Genomic DNA, 22,108 nt, shown 5'->3' on the forward strand with positions numbered 1-22,108 from the left:
AAATTAAAAAGCCCCACCAGAATTAACGGGTGGGGCTTTTTTACGCCTGTAACCCAAGCTGCCTATCAGCCGCCATTTTCCCCTTCGAACTGACCAACCGAAGTCGTTACATCGGTCATGCGACGTCGTCCATTCACTTGATAACTGCGCTCATCGCCCTCGAAGTCTGGTTTTCGCAGGTGGAGTTCCGCATACAGCCCATTTTTCTCGCTGTAACCACCAAACCAGTCCATCAACCTGCCGATATAGCACTGCTCACCAATCACGACAGACATGTCACCGACGATTTCAAAGGTGTAATGCCCCGTGCCATAGCTGTAGTAAGCGCCATCACCTTCCCCTGTCGACGGGATTGGGCACAGAGGGCTGCTTTGATCCCCAACATCTTTCGCCTCAATTTTGCTGACTTTGCCCAATGCCTGAGTCAGTGCTTTATGCAGCGCACCGTCCAGTCTGATGCTGGAGCCACTGGCCTCATCTTTTTGAATCTTCGGCACCCACAGTTGATAGCGATAATTGACGGCCACAATCGGAACTGAGCCGGGAACCTTAAACGGATCAAGAAAGTAAACCTGATCGATGCCGTAGTAGCTGTTTCGGTAAGCGGCATAAACCTGGCCACGAATATTTATCCAGTTGACTGACTGGTTGGCACCGCGATCATTGAGGGAAAACAGAGAACTTTCAGCATCCCCCGTACTTACCCGTCTGACAAATACGTCGCCAGTCCGACGAAACGTTTCTATAAAGGAAAATAGCCCGGTACCACCTGCGTAAGTGTCGACGACGAGATCCCGTAGACCATCTCCATCCAGGTCAATCAACATATATGAGGTATTGCCGTTCTCACCCGCGCCCGCGACTTTAGAGTTTGTGAGGGCCTGCCATTCATCCTGGGTAACGCCCTCGGGCATCTTCTTCGGAAAGTGCGCCTCTTCAAAGGCATTACCGTTATCCGCCTCGTTTGAAAAAGACGTGGTACCCGTCTTGATCGCCAGTGTGTGAAGTGCCCGCTCCAGCGGAAATTCGGCATCGGTTTTACTGGCCGTTAGAATCGCTTGCCTCACGTCATCCAACATCAACTTGACGCTTCCCGCTGGCTGATTGGCGGCAGCTTCATTCCGTTGCTCTTGCAGCGTCTGCAGACGCTCCCGATAACGCTGGTCAAGGCAATCCACGTTTTCAGCACACTGATCCCGGGTTTTCAGCCAAAGCCGTTGGGCAGTCTTCAGGTTGGATTTCACTTGCGGGTTGGCATCAATCACACCTCGATAAACCGAACCCATCTGAGTATCCAGTTCATACAACGCCGGATTCGCACAGATGGTTTTCTCAACGGTGCTTGCCGCTTTTGTACAGTCCATTCCAGTCGCCAGTGCATGCGGGGTAGCTAGCAAAGCACAAGCAGACAAAATGCAGCGTCCTTTGGTGTACACAGTAATCAGACCTTGAGTTCATAGAGTAAGTACGTCGCTCCCCAAGTGTGCATCAAGGCCCGCATCCGCGCATCCAAATGCATGTTTATACGCCCGCCGCTTCAAGGGAACGCCACTACTGGCCGATAACCCGAACGGTCGCTGTTCTCTTTGCTTGCGACAACTGGATAAATCGCTTGATAGCCTTTGGCCTGCAGTTATTATCTGCGCGCCGAAAGGGGCAGCGAGGCCGTGTATCTGTCTTTGGGTTGTTCTTCTTAAATTGCCTGGAAATCTTCGATGCTGTCGTATCACCAAAAGAGTTTTCTGATCGTCGATGATTTCTCGGATTTCCGCAGTTCCGTCAGGTCCATGCTGCGGGAGCTGGGCGTCAAGGATGTCGACACCGCTGATACCGGTGAACAGGCGCTGCGCATGTGTGCGCAGAAGTCCTACGATTTCATCCTGCAGGATTTTCATCTTGGCGATGGCAAGAAGAACGGTCAGCAGGTGCTCGAAGACCTGATGATCGAGAAGCTGATCAGCCATGAAAGCGTGTTTGTCATGGTCACCGCCGAGACCAGTCAGGCCATGGTGCTCAGTGCCCTGGAGCACGAGCCCGACGCTTACCTGACCAAGCCGTTCAATCGTTCCGGCCTGGCCCAGCGGCTGGAACGGCTGGTGCAGCGCAAAACCTTGCTCAAGCCGATCCTGCAGGCGCTTGACCGTGGTAAACCGGTGGAGGTGCTCAACGCCTGTATCGCCTTGTGCAAGCAGGACATCCGCTACTCGCCGTTGTGCCTGCGTTTTCGCGCCGATGCCCTGCGCGACCTGAATCAGAATGAGGCGTTGGAGCGACTCTACGACAGCATCATTGCTGATCGGCCTTTGCCCTGGGCGTTTGCCGGGTTGGGCAAATTGCTGTTCAAGCGCGGTCAGGTCGGCCAAGCCAAAGGCGTCTACGAAAAAGCGCTGAAGGTGTTCCCGATGATGCCGGCGCTCTACGATGGCATGGCTGATGTGCTGGTCGCCGAAGGCGATACCAAGGGCGCCCAGCGTGTGTTGGAGGAAGCCATTCGCCTGTCGCCATTGGCGGTGCGCCGGCAAGCATTGCTGGGTAAGTTGGCAATGACCAACGAAGATTTTGAAACCGCTTCCAAAGCCTATCGTCAGGCAGTGGCCCAAGGCGCTCAGTCCCGTTTCAAGGACGCGGAAAGCAATCTGGGCCTGGCTCACGCCTTGATCAGCAAAGGCAGTGAAAAGGGGCTGGACACCCGCACCCGCCTGGAAATCAACACGACCCTCAGCGCGGTGGCCAAGGAGAATCCCTCCGACCCCGGCCTGCAGATTCGTGCGCGGCTGATGAAAGCCACCAGCCTGCTGCTCAACGATGCCGAGACCGCCGAGAAGCTCACCGAACAAGCGATGATGCGCCTCGATGGCATGGAGCAATTCATGAGTGCCGAAGCGGCGCTGCTGGTGGCCAAGCAACTGCAAATGCTCGGACAGGCCAGTGCCGGTGCCTCGATGCTGAAAAACTGTGCCGAGATCTACGGCGACGACCCGACGGTGATGCAAGGCATCGCCAAGTTGACCGACGACCCGACCATCCTCAATGCCGGTAACGCCGCCGCCGACCTCAACCGTCAAGGCGTGCGGGTCTACAAGACCGGCAACCTGGTGGAAGCGCGGGACGTGTTCCGCAAAGCCCTGGCGCTGCAACCGAAGAACATCAGTATTGCGCTGAACATGGCGCAGTCACTGCTGCATGGCACCGACGCCAGCGCGCCTTCGGTGGAACTTGAAGAGTGTCGAGCCTGCCTGAAAATGGTGGGCCTGATGCCCGATACCGACCCGCGTTTTTCCCGTTATCAGAAGCTGCGAAGCAAGGCGTTTGGCGAATGAGCGACAGCGAACAGGCACTCGATTTCTCCACGGTGATTGCCTCTACCGTGCACGACATGAAGAACTCCCTGACCATGTTGATGCAGGCCCACAGCCAATGGCTGGCGCGGTTGCCTGATCAGCAGCACTCCAGGGAGCAAGGTGTTATCGACTTCGAATTTGCCCACCTCAACGGCATGCTGGTGCAGTTGCTGGGGCTGTATAAGCTCGGCGTCAACCAGATGCCGTTGCAGCCGGCTTATCACGAACTGGACGACTTTATTGAAGCGCAATTGGCGGCGCATCAAGAGGTGTTCGCCAGTCGCGGCATCATGGCGACGTACGAAGTCGATCCGCTGAGCCCGTTGGGTTTCTTCGACCGGGAACTGATCGCTTCGGTGCTGGCCAACAGCATCAACAATGCGATTCGCTATGCCAAGGATGCTTTGCTGGTCACGGTCAGCGACGAGGCCGGTCAGTTGGTGATCACCATCAACGATGATGGCGAGGGTTATCCGCCCGAGATGATCGAGCGCCAGGCTGATTACGTGCAGGGTATCAATCACAGCACCGGCAGCACGGGCCTGGGCCTGTACTTCGCCGGGCGGATCGCGGCATTGCATCAACGCAATGGCGTCGGTGGCTTCACACGAATCAGCAATGGCGGCCCGCTGGGTGGCGGCGTCTTCAGCCTCTACCTGCCCTGAGGTCGCCTTTACCGGTTTACGACGTTGTCCCGCTTTTTGTTCGCCGATGCTTGATATTCCGAACGGGCGGAGCCTATTTTGTACGGGTCGCCGTTCGCGGCTCGCACAACAACAAGGATTGCGTCATGACAACCGATGGCCAGCGTTCACTCGCTCAGCGATTGACGGGCATTGATGAGATTGAATGTGTCACGCCGGATTTGAACGGCGTACCACGGGGCAAAGTAATGACCGCCGAGGGTTTCCTCGAAGGGCGACGGTTGCAGATGGCGCGGGGTGTGCTGCTGCAATGCATCATGGGCGGATATCCGCCAGCGCGCTTTTACGGCAGCGATGATGGCGACCTGGCGCTGGTGCCGGATCCGGCGCAGATCCACCGCTTGCCCTGGAGCAAGCAACCCCGGGCCTTCGCCATTTGCGATGCGGACGAGCTGACCGGGGAGAGTTCCTCACTATCGACTCGTGGTCAGCTCAAAGCCGTTATCGCCCGTTATGCCGCGCGAGGCCTGGCGCCAGTGGTGGCAACCGAGCTTGAGTTCTTCGTCTTCGCGCCCAATCCCGACCCGACGCAACCGTTCCAGCCGCCCTTGGGCCTGGACGGGCGGCGCGAGGACGGTCATTCGGCGTTCAGTGTCAGTTCCAATAACGGCTTGCGCCCATTCTTCAGTGAAGTCTACGAGTGCATGGCGGCCCTGGGCTTGCCTCGCGACACCTTCATGCACGAGATGGGCGTCAGTCAGTTCGAGATCAATCTGTTGCATGGCGATCCGCTGCTGCTGGCCGACCAGACTTTCCTGTTCAAGCACCTGCTCAAGGAAGTCGCGCTCAAGCATGGCCTGACGGTGGTGTGCATGGCCAAGCCGCTGGCCCACACGCCGGGCAGTTCGATGCACATTCACCAGAGCATCGTCGAGATCGGCAGCGGGCGTAACGTGTTCAGCGACAAGGCCGGGGACCCGACGGCGACCTTCCGTCATTTCATCGGCGGTCAGCAGGCCGGCATGGCAGACTTCACGGCCTTGTTTGCGCCGAACGTCAATTCGTACCAGCGTTTATGCCACCCGTTTGCGTCACCGAATAATGCCTGCTGGTCCCACGACAATCGGGCCGCGGGTTTGCGTATTCCGGCCAGTTCGCCGGTGGCCCGTCGGGTGGAGAATCGCTTGCCTGGCGCCGATGCCAATCCGTACCTGGCGATCGCCGCGAGCCTGGCTGCCGGGTTGTACGGTATCGAAAACGAACTGGAGCCGAGCGAGGCGATCCAGGGTGAATTCGTGGTGCCGGACAATCTTTCGTTGCCATGTACCTTGCATGCGGCCCTTGAACGTCTGAAACGTAGTCAATTGGCGAAGGAACTGTTTGGCAAGGAGTTCATCGAAGGCTACATCGCTTCGAAGTCCATGGAGTTGACCAGCTTCTTTGATGAAATTACTCCCTGGGAACGGCGTGTTTTAGCAGCCCAGGCCTGACGATCCGTCGTCTTCGGGCTATCGTTTTCGATAGCCCGATTCCACTGCAAGGAGCCGCTCGGAACGCCGATGCGCCAAATCTGGAAATCCTTTCGAGCGCTGTATTTTGCCTCGCTGATGATGTTGATCGGCTCAGGCCTTTTAAGTACTTATCTGGCCCTGCGCCTGGCTGCTGACCATGTGGATGGGCTGTGGGTCGGTGCGTTGATGGCGGCCAACTATTTCGGCCTGGTGCTGGGCGGCAAGATCGGTCACCGATTGATTGCCCGGGTCGGGCACATTCGTGCCTACGCGGCGTGCGCCGGGATTGTCGGCGCGGCCGTGTTGGGCCACGGCTTGATTGACTGGCTGCCCGCCTGGTTGTTTCTGCGGGTCATTGTCGGCCTGGGCATGATGTGCCAGTACATGGTGATCGAAAGCTGGCTCAATGAGCAGGCGGAGGCCAAGCAGCGTGGCCTGGTGTTCAGTGGCTACATGATTGCCTCGTACCTGGGCCTGGTGTTGGGTCAATTGATTCTGGTCCTGCACCCGGCCCTCGGTCTGGAACTGCTGATGCTGGTCGCCCTGTGTTTCGCGTTGTGCCTGGTGCCGGTGGCCCTGACGCGGCGCATTCACCCGGCGCCGTTGCATCCGGCACCCATGGAGCCACGGTTCTTCATCCAGCGCGTGCCGCAGTCGTTGAGCACGGTGTTGGGCGCAGGGTTGATCGTCGGTTCGTTCTACGGCCTGGCACCGCTGTATGCCTCGCAGCAGGGGTTGTCCACCGAGCAGGTCGGTCTGTTCATGGGTAGCTGCATTTTTGCCGGGCTGGTGGTGCAGTGGCCGTTGGGCTGGTTGTCCGATCGCTACGACCGGGCGCTGCTGATCCGCACGTTTGCTTTTTGCCTGGCCCTGGCTGCGTTGCCGCTGGCGATCATGCAGCAGGTGCCGCTGGAGGTGCTGTTCATTGCCGGGTTCCTCTGTTCGCTGGTGCAGTTCTGCCTGTACCCGTTGGCGGTGGCGTTTTCCAATGACCACGTCGAGGGTGATCGCCGGGTGTCGCTGACGGCGATGCTGTTGGTGACCTACGGCGTTGGCGCCAGCATCGGGCCGTTGGTGGCCGGGGTGCTGATGAAGCTGTTTGGCAGCCACATGTTGTATGCCTTCTTCAGTTTCTTCGCATTGGTGCTGGTGTGGCGGATCCGCCCAAAAGCGGTGACCAATCTGCATGTGGTCGACGATGCACCGCTGCATCACGTGGCCATGCCCGACAGTATGTCGAGTTCCCCACTGGTGGCGGCCCTCGACCCACGGGTGGATGAGCAGGTGGTACAGGATCAGATGCAGAATCCGATCGAGCCGGAACCAGAGCCGGAACCGGAACCGGAACCAGATCCAACTCCCGAAGACCCGACTGATCCAGAAGATCCAGAAGATCCGGACACCGGTCGCGAACAAAGCTTCACCGAGGCCAGGCCTTAAAATCGAGGCATAAAAAAACGGGCAGTCACCGCAAGGGACTGCCCGTTTTTTATTGACGAGGCGTGATCACATGTCGTCTTTGTCGAAGCGCCGGGCTTCGCGTTGCAGCTGATAGACGAAGCGCTCGACCTGCCGTTGCACCAGGCCGCTCATGTTGTGAAAGCGGACGCCGGCGAAGGTGATGGAGATTCGTTCTTCGAAGTGCAGATAACGCAATTCAACCGGGGCGGTCATGCTGCCGAAGGGCAGGGCGGCGACGAAACGGTCGTAGACCTGGCCCAATTGCAGGCTGGAGGTGATGTCGCCCTCGAAGCGCAGTTTGCAGCCGGTGGCGGAGATGTCCAGCAACTTGCCGTTGATCGGCGACTTGAGCTTTTCGCCGCCCAGTTCGACATTGACCAGTTGCGCCAGCTTCAATGCCGCGCGAAAGGCATTGCGACGCTGGTGGTAAACCACTTCGGACGGCAACGCGCCACGGTAGCAACGACCACCACCGGACTCGTCAATGGTCAGCGGACCATTGCTGTCCCAGGCAATGCGCACGCCATCGTGGAAGCCCTCGACCCGGAAGGGTTCACCGGCCAGCAGGAAGCGTTCACCATCGCGGGGGATCATTTCGTCCAGCGCCATCATGTTGCTGTCACGGTCGATGTCCACCAGATAGCTCTGGAAGCGCTGACTGCGCTCATGGAACGTGATGATCAGCGGATCATGGCTGTCTTGCAGCTGGCGCAGGTTGCCGGAGATTTCCAGGGGTGTGGTGAGCACCTTGGGTGGTTGCGGAGCGTCTTCCGCGCTTGAGGCATTGAACACGGTTCATCAATCTCCAGACAAAATATGACTACTGGCAGGCATTCTGCCAGCATGTTTCGCGTCTTGATAGGGTGTGCTCAATTGACGGGCTCACGCCTGACTGAGCGGGCGTGGCTTTGCCATCTTGGCGGTTGAGCCGCGGGCGTCATAAAGCGCTGGAGGTTCGCCACCGGTGAGGATTTTCAGCTGATTGGCCGTGGCGGCCTGTTGCATCAGGATCGACTGGCCATTCTTTACGTTGGCCACCTGGCATTGAGCCAGGAGATCGGTCAGCACATCGCCCTGCGCCAGCAACTGATCGCCGATGCTTGAATGGCTGGCGAGTTGCTCCAGGCCACTGCGATCGATGGGCAGGTTGAGGCTGGCGAGGATTTCGCTGCGCTTGCGGCCATGCTGTTCGAGCAAAATGATCAATGCCTGTTTCTGCGCCAGAATCTCTTCGAGCAGAGGCATGTCGCGACCGTGCAAGGCGAGGGACTCGGTTTGCAGTAACTCCAGCAAGCGTTGCGCTGGAGCAAAGTCGTCGGTGATCAGTTGCAGTAGATTAGTGTCGTGCATGGCTGGCCTTGGGTTTTAAGCGTCCAAAAGCCTGGCGCAGGCGGTGGGCCTAGCGCTGGGCTTCGAAGTTGAGCAGTTTGCTGGCTACACGGCTGCTGTCGACTTTATAGCTGCCATCGGCAATCGCTGCTTTCAACTCGGCCACACGGGCGTTGTCGACGGCAGGCTGATCGCGCAGCTTGTCAGTGACCTTCTGCAACTGTTGAGCCTCATTGCTGAGATGTACCGACTCCCCGCTTTTGACGGTACTGGCCTGTTCGGCCGGGGTATTCAGCGGTGCGGATTTGCCGGCGTCGGCGGTTTCCTTGGCAACGCTGGTACGTGTACTGCCCGTAAGTGACGAGGAGCTGTTTAAACGGCTGAAATCGATGACCATGATAAAAAACCTCTGGGTATTTGGACGCTTGCCATGTTTTCGGCATTACCTGCGAAAACTTTAGGCTCATTTATGCAATGAGCTGCATGCGCCAGCGCTGCATGGGCACAGTTTAGGTAACAGCCTGCCAGAGCGCCATAGCCTGACCTCTACATGGACACTTCCACTTGGCCCGGCGCGGTGACTTGCGCCTTGATGACCCGCATGGAATTGAGGTTTTTCACGCGTATCTGTTCCGCCAGGCCGCCATTGGAGAGTGCTTCGCCGGGCATCCGCACACTGAGCGTACCACTGCGGGCGGTAATCACCACCTGGTCGCCTTTGCGCACCACTTCCGCCTGTTCCAGATGGACCAGGGTAATCACCTGATCACCGACCGTTGGTCGGGTAAGTTTCTGCCCGATGGCCTGGTCGACCGAGGTGAAATAGCCCTGGTTGATCAGGCTGATATCCCGCTCGCGCAGAGCGACGTCACCGGGTTCGATAATTCCGGCACGCTTGAGGGGCCGGGTGGTGGTGACAACGTCTCGAAACAGGCGCACTTGAGCGGGTACGAACACTGTCCACGGGGAGTTGCCCTCACAGCGAACCTTGACCGTGACCCGGCCAATCGGGGTCGCCGGGCTCTCCAGTGTGGCTGTCAATTCCTTGTCGCACATGGGCATGCGCAGGCGTGGATCGAGCTGCTTGACCTCGATTTCGTAGCGGCCTTCCGTTTGACTGGTAGCGAGATAGTCTTCTACGGTGAATTCAAGAAAGCCCTGAGTCACGCCGATAAGCATATCAGGCAAGGTAACCGCGTCAGCAACGGCAGGGCTGCCAACGGGTAGTAAGCAAACAGCCGACACCACGCACAGCCATTTGCGGTAGGTTGATGTCAGGCGTCGGAAAAATGTCGTTTGTTCGTTCATACGGGTTAAAAAGCAAGCGCCGTGCCGTTTAGTGATGAATGTGCGTCGCAACACAACTTAGCGTTGTTGGTGTAGGAGTCTGGGCATGGCTGGTGTAATGGATTCGGTAAACCAGCGCACGCAACTGGTAGGGCAGAATCGCCTGGAGCTGTTGTTGTTTCGTCTCGACGGTCAGCAGCTTTACGGCATCAACGTATTCAAGGTTCGTGAGGTGCTGCAATGCCCCAAGCTGACCTTGATGCCCAAGTCCAGTCCCGTCGTGTGCGGTGTGGCAAATATTCGTGGGGCGACCATTCCGATTCTGGACCTGGCAATGGCCACCGGTTCCGGTCGGTTGCTCGATCAAAGCAATCCCTTCGTGATCATCACGGAGTACAACACCAAGACCCAGGGTTTCCTGGTTCGGTCGGTAGAGCGCATCGTCAACATGAACTGGGAGGAGATTCATCCGCCACCGAAGGGCACTGGACGCGATCATTACCTCACGGCTGTGACTCGGGTCGACAATCAGTTAGTCGAAATCATCGACGTCGAGAAGATCCTCGCGGAAGTGGCGCCGACGCCGGAAGCGATTTCGGTCGGTGTGGTCGATGTCGAAACCCAGCACAAGGCGTTGTCCTTGCGGGTGTTGACGGTCGATGACTCGTCGGTGGCGCGCAAGCAGGTCTCGCGTTGCCTGCAAACGGTCGGCGTCGAAGTGGTGGCGTTGAACGACGGTCGGCAGGCGCTGGATTACCTGCGCAAGCTGGTCGACGAAGGCAAGAAGCCGGAAGAAGAGTTCCTGATGATGATTTCCGACATCGAGATGCCGGAGATGGACGGGTACACCCTGACGGCCGAGATCCGCAGCGACCCGCGCATGCAAAAGCTTCATATCATCCTGCATACTTCGTTGTCGGGTGTATTCAATCAGGCGATGGTCAAGAAAGTCGGTGCCGATGACTTCCTTGCCAAATTCCGTCCTGATGACCTGGCATCCCGGGTAGTCGACCGGATCAAAGCAGCAGATATCAGCTAGGGGCCTTTTGCCCCTGGCGGTCAACACGATTTAAGAGGCGGTATCTTTGTCTACAGGTAATTTGGATTTCGAACAGTTCCGGGTCTTCCTGGAGAAAGCCTGTGGCATTTTGCTCGGTGAAAACAAGCAGTACCTGGTTTCGAGCCGTCTCAACAAACTGATGGAACAGCAGGGCATCAAGTCCCTGGGTGAGCTGGTCCAGCGCATCCAGACCCAGCCGCGCAGTGGTTTGCGCGAGATGGTGGTGGATGCCATGACGACTAACGAAACCCTGTGGTTTCGTGACACCTATCCGTTTGAAGTCTTGAAGAACAAGGTGCTGCCCGAAGCCATCAAGGCGGCGCCCGGTCAACGCCTGCGCATCTGGTCGGCGGCCTGCTCGTCGGGCCAGGAACCGTATTCGCTGTCGATGTCGATCGACGAGTTCGAGCGGACCAACATGGGCCAGCTGAAGATGGGGGTGCAGATCGTTGCCACCGACTTGTCCGGCACCATGCTGACCAACTGCAAGACCGGCGAGTACGACAGCCTGGCGATCGGTCGCGGTCTGTCGCCCGAGCGCCTTCAGCGTTTCTTCGACCCGAAAGGGCCGGGCCGTTGGGCGATCAAGGCGCCGATCAAGAGCCGGGTGGAGTTTCGCTCGTTCAACCTGCTGGACAGCTACGCAGCGTTGGGCAAGTTCGACATCGTGTTCTGCCGCAACGTGCTGATCTACTTCTCCGCCGAGGTGAAGAAGGACATCCTGTTGCGCATTCACAGCACGTTGAAGCCGGGCGGTTATTTGTTCCTTGGTGCTTCCGAGGCGCTGAACGGTTTGCCGGATCACTACCAGATGGTCCAGTGCAGCCCGGGGATCATCTACCAGGCCAAGTGATTGGCCGGCGGTGTAAAGAAAACCCTCGCTCTCAACGTAATGCCAGTCAGCCGCGCTGACTGGCATTTTTTTGTTTTGGGGCACAAGCCACGCTCATGGCGGCAGCCGGGATTATTTCAGGTCGCTGTAGGTCAGTGCGTAGGCCGACAGCGGCGGATGGGCGTCTTTCCATTCCCTGGCAAACGCCTTGCCGGCTTCGATTTGTTCGGGTGTGGATCGGCTGGTCAGCGTGGCCAGCAGGTTGGCGGCTTCACGATGCCTGAAATATTCCCGAGTGTTGTTGACCACCAGCCATAGCAGGCCCAAGCCCTTGGTGAAGTCAAAACGGAAGTTGAAACGGTCGAGACCCTCTTCGGTATCGAAGTAGTGCATCAGCGCGTAGCTATAGGTGAGCACGGCGTTGAGATCGTTGTGTTCCAGCCGTTTCAACAACCAATACTGCTGATACGGGATGTTCCGGTACATGGGCTTGAGATTGCTCAACCAGGTCATCGCCGGAGGGAAGCCGGCCCGGGCGGACTTTCTCAGCATGATGTCACGCAGGCTGTCCCACTTCGAATCGGCGGGCCTGAGGGACTCGTCGTTTTCGTAGAGCAGGGTCTGGATGTAGATCGCCTCCCCATTGCCTGCCACGTTAGCCTTTTTCAGCCAGACGATATCCTCGGTCAGTTCATACATTTGCAGCATGGCGTCGCTGTCGCCAATCTCGGCGCGCTCGCGGGCCAGTTTCGAGGCTTTCTCCAGAGAGCCGGCATCGCCCAGGCGCATCAACGAATAGACGTGATCCTGCGCGCCGGCCAGTTCGTACCACTTTTTAGCCGTGCCGCTGGTGTTGCCCTCGCGGCGTCGAAAAATTTCGCCCAGGGCATATTGTGATTCGGCATCACCGGCCGTGGCCGCGACCGTCAGGTCGCTTTCAGCGTCCAGGTATTCGCGCAGACGGTACCGCTCCAGTCCCCGTGTTTTGGCAGCCCGTTGCGGATCGGTCAGCGGCGACACCAGCGAGTGGATTGACGTGATCAACGTGTGTAGCGAAGTAAACACATCGGTGTGGATATGCATGTTCAGTACCTGTGTGGGTGGAAATGGCGTTACCCACACAGGCTATCGGGGGGGCCGTGGCCAGAAGCGGTACATATTTATGGAAGGCCTGCCGATTTTGCGGCCAGTACCTGAGGCGTACCTCCCGGGGACAAGCGGCAGAAAAGCGGCAGGCGGCGGAAACCCGTTGCCGCTTTTCTGGCATTGCCGCCTTGCCGATGCCCGCAAAGCCCCGGTTTATGGGGTTTTTTGAATTGGCACGCCACTTGCTATGTTCATGTTACGAAAAATCAGGTCACCCGAAGGTTTCCCGACATGAGCATCAGCTTCGATAAAGCGCTCGGTATCCACGAACAAGCCCTGGGCTTCCGCGCCCAGCGTGCCGAAGTCCTGGCCAACAACATCGCCAACGCCGACACCCCGAACTACAAGGCTCGGGATCTGGACTTCTCCAAAGTGCTTGCCGCGCAGAACGAGAAAACCAAGAGCGGTTCTTTCGCCTTGAACATGACCAACAGCCGTCATATCGAAGCCGAAGGCCTGGGCAATGGCGACGAGTCGCTGCTGTATCGCACGCCGATGCAGCCGTCGATCGACCAGAACACCGTGGACGCGCAACTGGAACAGTCGAACTATGCGGAAAACGCCGTCGGCTTCCAGGCCAGCTTCACCCTGCTCAACAGCAAATTCAAAGGGCTGGTTTCAGCCCTGCGCGGAGAGTAAATCATGTCCCTCGCCAGTGTTTTCAACATCGCCGGTAGCGGCATGAGTGCCCAGACCACTCGCCTGAACACCGTTGCCTCGAACATCGCCAACGCCGAAACCGTCTCGTCGAGCATCGACCAGACCTATCGCGCCCGTCACCCGGTATTCGCCACCATGTTCCAGGACGGCCAGGCCGGCGGCAGCGATTCGCTGTTCCAGAACCAGGACGCCGCCGGTCAAGGCGTGCAAGTGCTGGGCGTGGTCGAGGACCAGAGCAACCTGGAAGCGCGCTACGAGCCGAGCCATCCGGCCGCCGATGCCAAGGGCTACGTCTACTACCCGAACGTCAACGTGGTTGAAGAAATGGCCGACATGATTTCCGCGAGCCGTTCGTTCCAGACCAACGCCGAAATGATGAACACCGCCAAAACCATGATGCAAAAGGTCCTGACCCTCGGTCAGTGATAAGGGGCGATTCAGATGAGTGTTTCCGATACCACCAGCACCATCAGCATGAAAGACATCCTGGCGAACTCGTCGGTGAAGTCCAGCAGTTCCTCCGGTGACGGCATTGCCTCTGCGACCAACAGCGCGACCGGCAGCCAGAAGCTGGGCAAGGATGCATTCCTGCAGTTGCTGGTGACCCAGCTCAAAAACCAGAACCCGCTTGATCCGCAGGACAACAGCGCGTTCGTGGCGCAGTTGGCGCAGTTCAGCAGCCTGGAAGGCATCACCACGCTTAACGACACGGTCAGCTCGATTGCCGGCAACTACAGCTCGTCGCAAGCCTTGCAGGCTTCGTCCCTGGTCGGGCGTTCCGTGATCGTGCAGACCAACTCTGTGAAGGTCGATGATCCGACCAAACCGGTGACCGGTTCGGTGAACCTGACTTCGTCGATCGCCAGCGGCACCGTGACCATTACTGACAAAGACGGCAAAGCAATCAGGACCATTGACCTGGGCTCCCGGGCGGCAGGCAGCGCCAGCTTCACGTGGGATGGCAAGGATTCGAGCGGCGCTGTCGTTCCTGTCGGCACTTACACCGTCAAGGCCAGCGCGCCGGTCGACGGCAAGGCGACGGATCTGGCGGTGTACCTGCCGGCCACGGTCAACAGCGTGACCCTCAGCCAGACGGGCGGCGAGCTGATGCTCAACCTCGCAGGCCTGGGCTCGGTCGCCCTGTCCAAAGTTCAAACCATTGGTATATAGAGCCGACTAACCGGCACAAAGGAGTGGAATATGTCTTTCAATATCGGCCTTAGCGGTCTCTATGCAGCCAACAAACAACTGGACGTGACCGGCAACAACATCGCCAACGTCGCGACCACCGGTTTCAAATCGTCCCGTGCAGAATTCGAAGACGTTTACTCGGCTACCAAGCTGGGTTCCGGCAGCAAAACCATCGGTAATGGTGTGCGCCTGGCCAACGTTTCACAGCAGTTCACCCAGGGCGACGTCAATAACACCGGCAACGTGCTGGACATGGGCATCAACGGTTCCGGCTTCTTCGTGCTGAGCGATAATGGTTCGATGTCCTATACCCGTGCCGGTACGTTCAAGGTCGACAAGGACGGTTACGTCACCAATAGCGATGGTTCTGCGCGTCTGCAGGGTTATGGCGTGGATGCCAATGGCAAGGTCCTCAATGGCGTTTTGACTGACCTGCGCATCGATACTTCGAACCTGGCGCCGAAAACCACCAGCACAGTTTCGTCGACGATCAACCTGAACTCTTCAGATCCCATCGTCAACCAGACGACCAATCCGTTTGACCCGTCCAAGGACGGGTCCTTCTCCAAGCAGTTCAGTACGCCGATTTACGATGCCCAGGGTAACCAGCACATCATGGATCAGTACATGGTCAAGACGGGTGACAACACCTGGAAGACCTACACCCTGATCGAAGGTCGCAACCCGGATGGCAGCGACCCTACCAATGCTGCTACTCCTCCTGTCGCTTCGACCATGAACTTCGACAGCTCCGGCAACCTGACTTCGGTGACCACACCGGTAATTCCAGCGACCGTTCCGCCATCCGTGACAACCAGCCCTGACCTGAAAGTCACAGGCTGGGTTCCGGGTACCGTGACCAATGGCACGTGGAAAGCCAACGGCGCGGCCGCCGGCATCGTTACGGTCTCCATGGACAAAACCACGCAGTACAACGCTGACACCGCGCGTTCGATTCCGTCGCAGAACGGCTACGCCACTGGCCAGATCACCAACCTGACCATCGACGCCAGCGGTGTCATGCTGGCCAACTTCAGCAACAGCCAGACCAAGCCCATCGGCCAGATCTCGCTCGCCAGCTTCACCAACGAACAAGGCTTGCAGCCGGTAGGCGGCACCAGTTGGAAAGAAACCTATTCGTCGGGTATCCCGGGCTACGATGCGCCGAACACCGGTACCTTGGGCGAGATCCACTCCAACTCCCTGGAAGAGTCCAACGTCAACCTGACCAATGAACTGGTCGACTTGATCAAAGGCCAGAGCAACTACCAGGCGAACGCCAAGACCATCTCCACCCAGAGCACTATCATGCAGACCATCATTCAGATGACCTGATGCTGGATAGCGCGGCATAAAGAACCCCTCGCAAGAGGGGTTTTTTTATGCCCGGGGTTTGTGGCCGGGCTGTGATTTGTGTTGGCAGTGATGGCCTCTTCGCGGGCAAGCCTCGCTCCTACAGGTTTTGTGTCGATCACGTGACGACGTAGAACCTGTAGGAGCGAGGCTTGCCCGCGAAGGCATCAGCGAGACCACCACATTCCTACGGCCAAAAGAAAACCCCCGACAATCCAGAGGACTGATCGGGGGTTTCAGGTCAGCGCCTTGCGGCGCCTACCGGCTCAGCTTATTGGCAAGCTTCGCAATCCGGCTCGTCGATGGCGCAAGCCTTCGGCACTGGAGCTGGACCGGCCGGAGCGGCCAGGACCGAATCGTCACCGTGGTTGCCGCCGCTGGAAACAGCGTTCAGCTTGCCGGTGTTGATGGTCGACTTCTCGGTGCTGGTCGCAGCCAGGGCACGGAGGTAGTAAGTGGTTTTCAGGCCACGGTACCAGGCCATGCGGTAGGTCACGTCCAGCTTCTTGCCCGAAGCGCCGGCGATGTACAGGTTCAGCGACTGCGCCTGGTCGATCCACTTCTGACGACGGCTGGCGGCGTCAACGATCCACTTGGTGTCCACTTCGAAGGCAGTCGCGTAGAGCTCTTTGAGTTCTTGCGGGATGCGTTCGATCTGCTGCACCGAACCGTCGTAGTACTTCAGGTCGTTGATCATGACCGAGTCCCACAGACCGCGAGCCTTCAGGTCGCGAACCAGGTACGGGTTGATCACGGTGAATTCGCCCGACAGGTTCGATTTCACGTAGAGGTTCTGGTAGGTCGGTTCGATCGACTGCGAGACGCCAGTGATGTTGGCGATGGTCGCGGTCGGTGCGATGGCCATGATGTTGGAGTTACGAATGCCTTTTTGCACACGGGCACGAACCGGTGCCCAGTCCAGGGATTCGTTCAGGTCAACGTCGATGTACTTCTGGCCACGTTGCTCGATCAGGATCTGTTGCGAATCCAGCGGCAGGATGCCTTTGGACCACAGCGAACCCTGGAACGTCTCGTAGGCGCCGCGCTCGTCGGCCAGGTCGCAGGAAGCCTGGATCGCGTAGTAGCTGACCGCTTCCATGGATTTGTCGGCGAACTCGACGGCTGCATCGGAGCCGTAAGGAATGTGCTGCAGGTACAGCGCATCCTGGAAGCCCATGATGCCCAGGCCGACCGGACGGTGCTTGAAGTTGGAGTTCTTCGCTTGTGGCACCGAGTAGTAGTTGATGTCGATAACGTTATCGAGCATGCGAACGGCGGTGTTCACGGTGCGTTCCAGCTTGGCGGTGTCCAGCTTGCCGTTGGTGATGTGGTTCGGCAGGTTGATCGAGCCCAGGTTGCAAACGGCAATCTCGTCCTTGTTGGTGTTCAAGGTGATCTCGGTGCACAGGTTCGAGCTGTGGACCACGCCCACGTGCTGCTGCGGGCTGCGCAGGTTGCACGGGTCTTTGAAGGTCAGCCATGGGTGGCCGGTTTCAAACAGCATGGACAGCATTTTGCGCCACAGGTCTTTGGCCTGGATGGTCTTGAACAGCTTGATCTTGCCCGGGTACTGGGACAGGGCTTCGTAGTACTCGTAACGCTCTTCGAAGGCCTTGCCGGTCAGGTCGTGCAGATCCGGAACTTCGGAAGGCGAGAACAGGGTCCACGGGCCGTCATCGAAGACGCGCTTCATGAACAGGTCAGGGATCCAGTTGGCAGTGTTCATGTCGTGGGTACGACGACGATCATCACCGGTGTTCTTGCGCAGCTCGATGAACTCTTCGATGTCCATGTGCCAGGTTTCCAGGTAGGCACACACAGCGCCTTTGCGCTTGCCACCCTGGTTAACGGCGACGGCAGTGTCGTTCACCACTTTCAGGAACGGAACAACGCCCTGGGATTTGCCGTTGGTGCCCTTGATGTACGAACCCAGGGCACGAACCGGCGTCCAGTCGTTGCCCAGGCCGCCAGCAAATTTCGACAACATGGCGTTGTCGTGGATCGCGTGGTAGATGCCCGACAGGTCATCCGGCACGGTGGTCAGGTAGCAGCTCGACAGCTGTGGACGCAGGGTACCGGCGTTGAACAGGGTAGGGGTCGAGGACATGTAGTCGAAGGACGACAACAGGTTGTAGAACTCGATCGCACGGTCTTCCTTGTTCTTCTCTTCGATCGCCAGGCCCATGGCCACGCGCATGAAGAAAATCTGCGGCAGTTCGAAGCGGATACCGTCCTTGTGGATGAAGTAACGGTCGTACAGGGTTTGCAGGCCCAGGTACGTGAACTGCTGGTCGCGCTCGTGGTTGATGGCCTTGCCGAGTTTTTCCAGGTCGAAAGTGGCCAGGATCGGGTTCAGCAATTCGAATTCGATACCCTTGGCGATGTACGAAGGCAGGGCCTTGGCGTACAGGTCGACCATTTCGTGGTGGGTCGCGCTTTCAGCGACTTCCAGGAAGCTCAGGCCTTCGGCACGCAGGGTGTCCATCAGCAGGCGGGCGGTGACGAACGAGTAGTTCGGCTCACGCTCGACCAGGGTACGGGCGGTCATCACCAGGGCGGTGTTGACGTCGGTCAGGGCCACGCCGTCGTACAGGTTCTTCAGGGTTTCGCGCTGGATCAGGTCGCCGTCGACTTCTTCCAGGCCTTCGCACGCTTCGGTGACGATGGTGTTCAGGCGACCCATGTCCAGAGGCGCAAAGGTGCCATCGGCGCGGGTGATGCGGATCGACGGGTGAGCGTTGACGGTTTCTTCTACCGGTGCGTGGGCCGCGCGTTCTTTCGAACGACCGTCACGGTAGATCACGTAGTCGCGAGCGACTTTCTGCTCGCCGGCACGCATCAGGGCCAGTTCGACCTGGTCCTGGATTTCTTCGATGTGGATGGTGCCGCCCGAAGGCATGCGACGCTTGAAGGTCGCGGTGACTTGTTCGGTCAGGCGGGCCACGGTGTCATGGATTCGCGACGAGGCGGCAGCGGTGCCGCCCTCAACTGCGAGAAACGCTTTGGTGATGGCGACGGTGATTTTGTCATCGGTGTAAGGAACGACAGTGCCGTTACGCTTGATCACGCGCAGTTGGCCAGGCGCGGTGGCGGACAGATCCGAAGACGAATCAGCAGCCTGCGGCAAGGTGCCCTGCGGGTTCTCGCGAGTTGTGTCGGTTTGCATGGGGGGTTGTCTCCACATTCTCTATGTTTGTTTGGGCACCATCACGGTGCCCACCGTTCTGTCCTGAAGCACTACAACCGACGGGTATCGGGCATAACGACTTCTGGGCAGTAGGAAAAAGGCTAATGTCGCAGCTTCCTTGCCGAAGTCTTTGGCGGCGAGCCTGGGCTCGAAACCGGATTCCTTCCTGGGTGCCAGTTATGACTGCAACACCCGTACCGTTCTGGCCGCTCTGACCTGAAAAAACGGTGCCATCCACTTGTGCGGTTTGGGCTTTGAAAATCTTGCTTGGTTCAACCGTAAACAGGCAATAAAGCGCTTGAGTTCCGGGTCTGAAATGTGGTTGGCCTTTTAACCGAAAACCCTACATGTAGGGTTTTTTTGGCGCCGGGGTACAAGATAGTGCGTTTTGGGGAGTGTTGCAACGTACTACCTGTGGATAAACCTGTGCGTAAATTGTGGGTGAAACCTGGAATGAGCGTGTAAGCCGCGACGCTGCTGGATCGAGCCGTTTTTCAACGGTTTTCAATGATTGAAAACAGCCATTTGGATTTTTAAGGGCGCGAACCCTATCACACAATCCCCGGTTGTCCGAACGCATTTGCCGACTTGTTTTCTCGGCGGGCGGCGTTTATACAATCGGCCAGTAGACACGCATTCTTATCCTCCCCAATCATTACAAAAAGACGGGCGGATCCTTCCTTATTAGTGTTGTTGGCAAGCAGAGGTCACCCGTGGAGCAGCAAGAAGCCTGGCAGGTATTGATTGTCGAGGACGACCAGCGTCTGGCCGAACTGACCCGCGACTATCTGGAAGCCAATGGCCTGCGCGTATCGATCGAAGGCAACGGCGCCCTGGCCGCCGCGCGCATTATTAAGGAAAAGCCTGACCTGGTAATCCTCGACCTGATGCTGCCCGGCGAAGACGGCCTGAGCATCTGCCGCAAGGTCCGCGACAAGTACGACGGCCCGATCCTGATGCTCACCGCCCGCACCGACGACACCGATCAGATTCTTGGCCTCGACCTGGGCGCCGACGACTACGTGTGCAAACCGGTGCGCCCGCGCTTGCTGCTGGCGCGCATCCAGGCCTTGTTGCGCCGCAGCGAAGCGCCGGAAGTGGCCCCGGAAAAACTCCGGCGCCTGCAATTCGGCCCGCTGGTGGTGGACAACGCGCTGCGCGAAGCCTGGCTCAACGACAACGGCATCGAGTTGACCAGCGCCGAGTTCGACCTGCTGTGGCTGCTGGTGGCCAACGCCGGGCGCATCCTCTCCCGGGAAGAAATCTTCACCGCCCTGCGTGGCATTGGCTACGACGGCCAGGACCGTTCCATCGACGTGCGCATCTCGCGCATCCGCCCGAAAATCGGCGATGACCCGGAGCATCCACGCCTGATCAAGACCGTGCGCAGCAAAGGCTACCTGTTCGTGCCGGAAGCCTGCGTAGACCTGCCGCTGTGAATTCGATTTTCCTGCGCATTTACGGCGGCATGTGCGCGGCGCTGATCCTCGTGGCCGTGCTCGGGGTGCTGGCGCTGCATCTGTTGAACCAGGTGCGCAGCGAGCAATACCGCGAACGCCTGGCCCACGGCACGTTCTCGCTGATGGCCGACAACCTGCAACCGATGAACGAGACCGAACGTCACCGTGCATTGCTGGTGTGGGAGCGCTTGCTGGGCATCCCGCTGGCGCTGCAAACCTTTTCCCAGACCGACCTCGACCTGACCCAGCGCACCCGCGTGCTGCGCGGCCAGGCCTTGGTCGAGCAGACCGGGCCGCACGCGGCGAAGGTGTATCGCTTGGTCAGCGACAAGGAACAACTGGTGCTGACCGGCGAAGTGCAGCAGATCAGCGAACAACTGGCCCGGGCGACTATTTATCTGTTGGCAGATGAACTGGTGCGCTACCCGGTCGCCGAGCAACCCGCACGCCTGGCGCAATTGAAGGAAGACAAAGGCTTTGGTTTCGACCTGCGGTTGGTCAAGGTCGAGCAGGCGGACATGGACGAGGACCAGAGTCGCCGGGTGTCCGAAGGCGACACGGTGATGGCGCTGGGCAAGGGCGGTGATTCGATCCGGGTGTTTGCCGGCATGGTCGGCACGCCGTGGGTGCTGGAGATTGGCCCGCTGTTTCAGATGAACCCGTATCCGCCGGAGTGGCTGGTGCTGATTGCCGCGTTTAGCCTGACGCTGATCGGTTTGATCGTTTACCTGTTGGTGCGGCAACTGGAGCGTCGTTTGCGCGGTCTCGAAGCCGCCGCCACGCGCATCGCCAAGGGCAGCCTGGAAACCCGCGTACCGGCGCGCGGTGCGGACTCGGTCGGGCGCCTGGCCTCGGCGTTCAATGGCATGGCCGAGCACTTGCAGCAGTTGTTGGCGATTCAACGTGAACTGGTGCGCGCGGTGTCCCACGAACTGCGCACCCCGGTGGCACGTCTGCGGTTTGGCCTGGAAATGATCGGCTCGGCCACCACGCCCCAGGCCCTGGAGAAATACCGCGAAGGCATGGACCACGACATCGAGGACCTCGACAAACTGGTGGACGAGATGCTCACTTACGCGCGGTTGGAGCAGGGCTCGCCGGCGCTGAATTTCCAGCGGGTCGATCTGGATGCGCTGGTCAATCAAGTGATCGAAGAGTTGGCGCCGCTGCGCGCGGAAGTCACGGTGCAGCGCGGGTTGTGCCTGTCCGCCGCCGATTGCGACGATGCCTGGGTCGAAGCCGAGCCGCGCTACCTGCATCGCGCCTTGCAGAACCTGGTCAGCAACGCCATGCGCCACGCGCAGTCACGGGTGACCGTCAGTTATCAGGTCGGGCAGTTGCGCTGTCGGGTGGACGTCGAGGATGACGGGCCGGGCGTGCCGGAAGTGGCCTGGGAGAAAATCTTCACGCCGTTTTTGCGCCTTGATGACAGCCGGACCCGTGCGTCCGGTGGGCATGGGTTGGGGTTGTCGATTGTGCGGCGCATCGTGCATTGGCATGGCGGGCGGGCGCTGATCAGCAAGAGCAAAAGCCTGGGTGGGGCGTGTTTCAGTTTGAGTTGGCCGCGCAATCAGGAGAAGCGGTGAGGCTTAGCAAGTACCTGTAGCAGCTGGCGAAGCCTGCGTTCGGCTGCGAAGCAGTCGTAA

General features: G+C 58.7%; 19 protein-coding genes. 12 read left to right on the plus strand and 7 right to left on the minus strand.

The annotated features are described in order from the left end of the window. Nucleotides 1-65: 65 nt before the first annotated feature. On the minus strand, nt 66-1,436 hold the full coding sequence (locus tag HKK52_RS28635) for a lysozyme inhibitor LprI family protein (RefSeq protein WP_169373530.1): 1,371 nt from the start codon (nt 1,434-1,436) through the stop codon (nt 66-68). 279 nt (nt 1,437-1,715) lie between these two features. Between HKK52_RS28635 and HKK52_RS28640 the strand changes: the two genes are divergently transcribed. The 4 genes from HKK52_RS28640 to HKK52_RS28655 all read left to right on the plus strand — a co-directional run bounded on the left by HKK52_RS28640 (nt 1,716) and on the right by HKK52_RS28655 (nt 6,936). Beyond that, nucleotides 1,716-3,320: a tetratricopeptide repeat-containing response regulator gene (locus HKK52_RS28640; RefSeq protein WP_169373531.1), complete on the plus strand. Its 1,605-nt coding sequence runs from the start codon at nt 1,716-1,718 to the stop codon at nt 3,318-3,320. Continuing rightward, nucleotides 3,317-4,006 carry a sensor histidine kinase gene (locus tag HKK52_RS28645; RefSeq protein ID WP_169373532.1) on the plus strand — a complete coding sequence of 230 codons (690 nt, stop codon included), beginning with the start codon at nt 3,317-3,319 and terminating at the stop codon, nt 4,004-4,006. The genes HKK52_RS28640 and HKK52_RS28645 overlap by 4 nt, the downstream gene beginning before the upstream one ends. A gap of 227 nt (nt 4,007-4,233) precedes the next feature. Then, a complete protein-coding gene (locus HKK52_RS28650; RefSeq protein ID WP_178117507.1) occupies nt 4,234-5,475 on the plus strand; it encodes a glutamine synthetase family protein in 1,242 nt (413 codons plus the stop codon). A gap of 69 nt (nt 5,476-5,544) precedes the next feature. Further along, nucleotides 5,545-6,936, plus strand: a complete 1,392-nt coding sequence (locus HKK52_RS28655; RefSeq protein ID WP_169373534.1) for an MFS transporter — start codon at nt 5,545-5,547, stop codon at nt 6,934-6,936. Between the two features lie 66 nt (nt 6,937-7,002). On the opposite strand, the gene HKK52_RS28660 is transcribed toward HKK52_RS28655, so the two are convergent. From HKK52_RS28660 to flgA, 4 genes are all read right to left on the minus strand, one after another. Next, the gene (locus HKK52_RS28660) at nt 7,003-7,749 is read right to left on the minus strand and encodes a flagellar brake protein (protein ID WP_169373535.1); all 747 of its coding nucleotides are present in this window, start codon (nt 7,747-7,749) and stop codon (nt 7,003-7,005) included. A gap of 90 nt (nt 7,750-7,839) precedes the next feature. After that, nucleotides 7,840-8,307 carry a flagella synthesis protein FlgN gene (locus HKK52_RS28665; protein WP_169373536.1) on the minus strand — a complete coding sequence of 156 codons (468 nt, stop codon included), beginning with the start codon at nt 8,305-8,307 and terminating at the stop codon, nt 7,840-7,842. Nucleotides 8,308-8,356: 49 nt separating this feature from the next. Next, nucleotides 8,357-8,683, minus strand: coding sequence for a flagellar biosynthesis anti-sigma factor FlgM (flgM, locus tag HKK52_RS28670; protein WP_123407131.1), 327 nt, complete (start codon nt 8,681-8,683; stop codon nt 8,357-8,359). Between the two features lie 149 nt (nt 8,684-8,832). Then, nucleotides 8,833-9,594, minus strand: a complete 762-nt coding sequence (flgA, locus tag HKK52_RS28675; protein ID WP_169373537.1) for a flagellar basal body P-ring formation chaperone FlgA — start codon at nt 9,592-9,594, stop codon at nt 8,833-8,835. A gap of 85 nt (nt 9,595-9,679) precedes the next feature. On the opposite strand from flgA, the gene HKK52_RS28680 reads away from it, so the two are divergent. After that, nucleotides 9,680-10,612 carry a chemotaxis protein CheV gene (locus HKK52_RS28680; protein WP_123516618.1) on the plus strand — a complete coding sequence of 311 codons (933 nt, stop codon included), beginning with the start codon at nt 9,680-9,682 and terminating at the stop codon, nt 10,610-10,612. Between the two features lie 46 nt (nt 10,613-10,658). Next, complete coding sequence (gene cheR, locus HKK52_RS28685; RefSeq protein ID WP_054054816.1) at nt 10,659-11,486, plus strand: protein-glutamate O-methyltransferase CheR; 828 nt, start codon at nt 10,659-10,661, stop codon at nt 11,484-11,486. A gap of 111 nt (nt 11,487-11,597) precedes the next feature. Here the strand turns inward: cheR and HKK52_RS28690 are convergent, their stop codons facing one another. Continuing rightward, nucleotides 11,598-12,548 (minus strand): tetratricopeptide repeat protein, encoded by a 951-nt coding sequence (locus tag HKK52_RS28690; protein ID WP_169373538.1) that lies wholly within the window; start codon nt 12,546-12,548, stop codon nt 11,598-11,600. Between the two features lie 294 nt (nt 12,549-12,842). On the opposite strand from HKK52_RS28690, the gene flgB reads away from it, so the two are divergent. Genes flgB through flgE form a run of 4 tightly spaced genes read left to right on the plus strand, consistent with a single transcriptional unit; the run spans nt 12,843 to nt 15,797 of the window. Next, entirely contained in the window at nt 12,843-13,250 is a 408-nt protein-coding gene (flgB, locus tag HKK52_RS28695; RefSeq protein ID WP_169373539.1) for a flagellar basal body rod protein FlgB, read from the plus strand. Between the two features lie 3 nt (nt 13,251-13,253). Further along, the gene (gene flgC, locus HKK52_RS28700; protein ID WP_169373540.1) at nt 13,254-13,697 is read left to right on the plus strand and encodes a flagellar basal body rod protein FlgC; all 444 of its coding nucleotides are present in this window, start codon (nt 13,254-13,256) and stop codon (nt 13,695-13,697) included. A 15-nt stretch (nt 13,698-13,712) separates the two neighbouring features. Continuing rightward, the gene (flgD, locus tag HKK52_RS28705) at nt 13,713-14,441 is read left to right on the plus strand and encodes a flagellar hook assembly protein FlgD (RefSeq protein ID WP_169373541.1); all 729 of its coding nucleotides are present in this window, start codon (nt 13,713-13,715) and stop codon (nt 14,439-14,441) included. 30 nt (nt 14,442-14,471) lie between these two features. Continuing rightward, on the plus strand, nt 14,472-15,797 hold the full coding sequence (flgE, locus tag HKK52_RS28710) for a flagellar hook protein FlgE (RefSeq protein WP_169373542.1): 1,326 nt from the start codon (nt 14,472-14,474) through the stop codon (nt 15,795-15,797). A gap of 289 nt (nt 15,798-16,086) precedes the next feature. Here flgE and HKK52_RS28715 read toward each other — a convergent pair whose 3' ends face one another. Further along, nucleotides 16,087-18,981 (minus strand): ribonucleoside-diphosphate reductase subunit alpha, encoded by a 2,895-nt coding sequence (locus HKK52_RS28715; RefSeq protein ID WP_169373543.1) that lies wholly within the window; start codon nt 18,979-18,981, stop codon nt 16,087-16,089. A gap of 734 nt (nt 18,982-19,715) precedes the next feature. Between HKK52_RS28715 and HKK52_RS28720 the strand changes: the two genes are divergently transcribed. Together HKK52_RS28720 and HKK52_RS28725 are read left to right on the plus strand one after the other, a co-directional pair. Beyond that, nucleotides 19,716-20,441, plus strand: coding sequence for a response regulator (locus HKK52_RS28720; RefSeq protein ID WP_169373544.1), 726 nt, complete (start codon nt 19,716-19,718; stop codon nt 20,439-20,441). Beyond that, the gene (locus HKK52_RS28725; RefSeq protein WP_169373545.1) at nt 20,438-22,048 is read left to right on the plus strand and encodes an ATP-binding protein; all 1,611 of its coding nucleotides are present in this window, start codon (nt 20,438-20,440) and stop codon (nt 22,046-22,048) included. Before HKK52_RS28720 ends, HKK52_RS28725 begins: the two co-directional genes overlap by 4 nt. Nucleotides 22,049-22,108 lie beyond the last annotated feature (60 nt).

Origin of the sequence: Pseudomonas sp. ADAK2 (assembly GCF_012935755.1) — a bacterium.
GTDB lineage: Bacteria > Pseudomonadota > Gammaproteobacteria > Pseudomonadales > Pseudomonadaceae > Aquipseudomonas.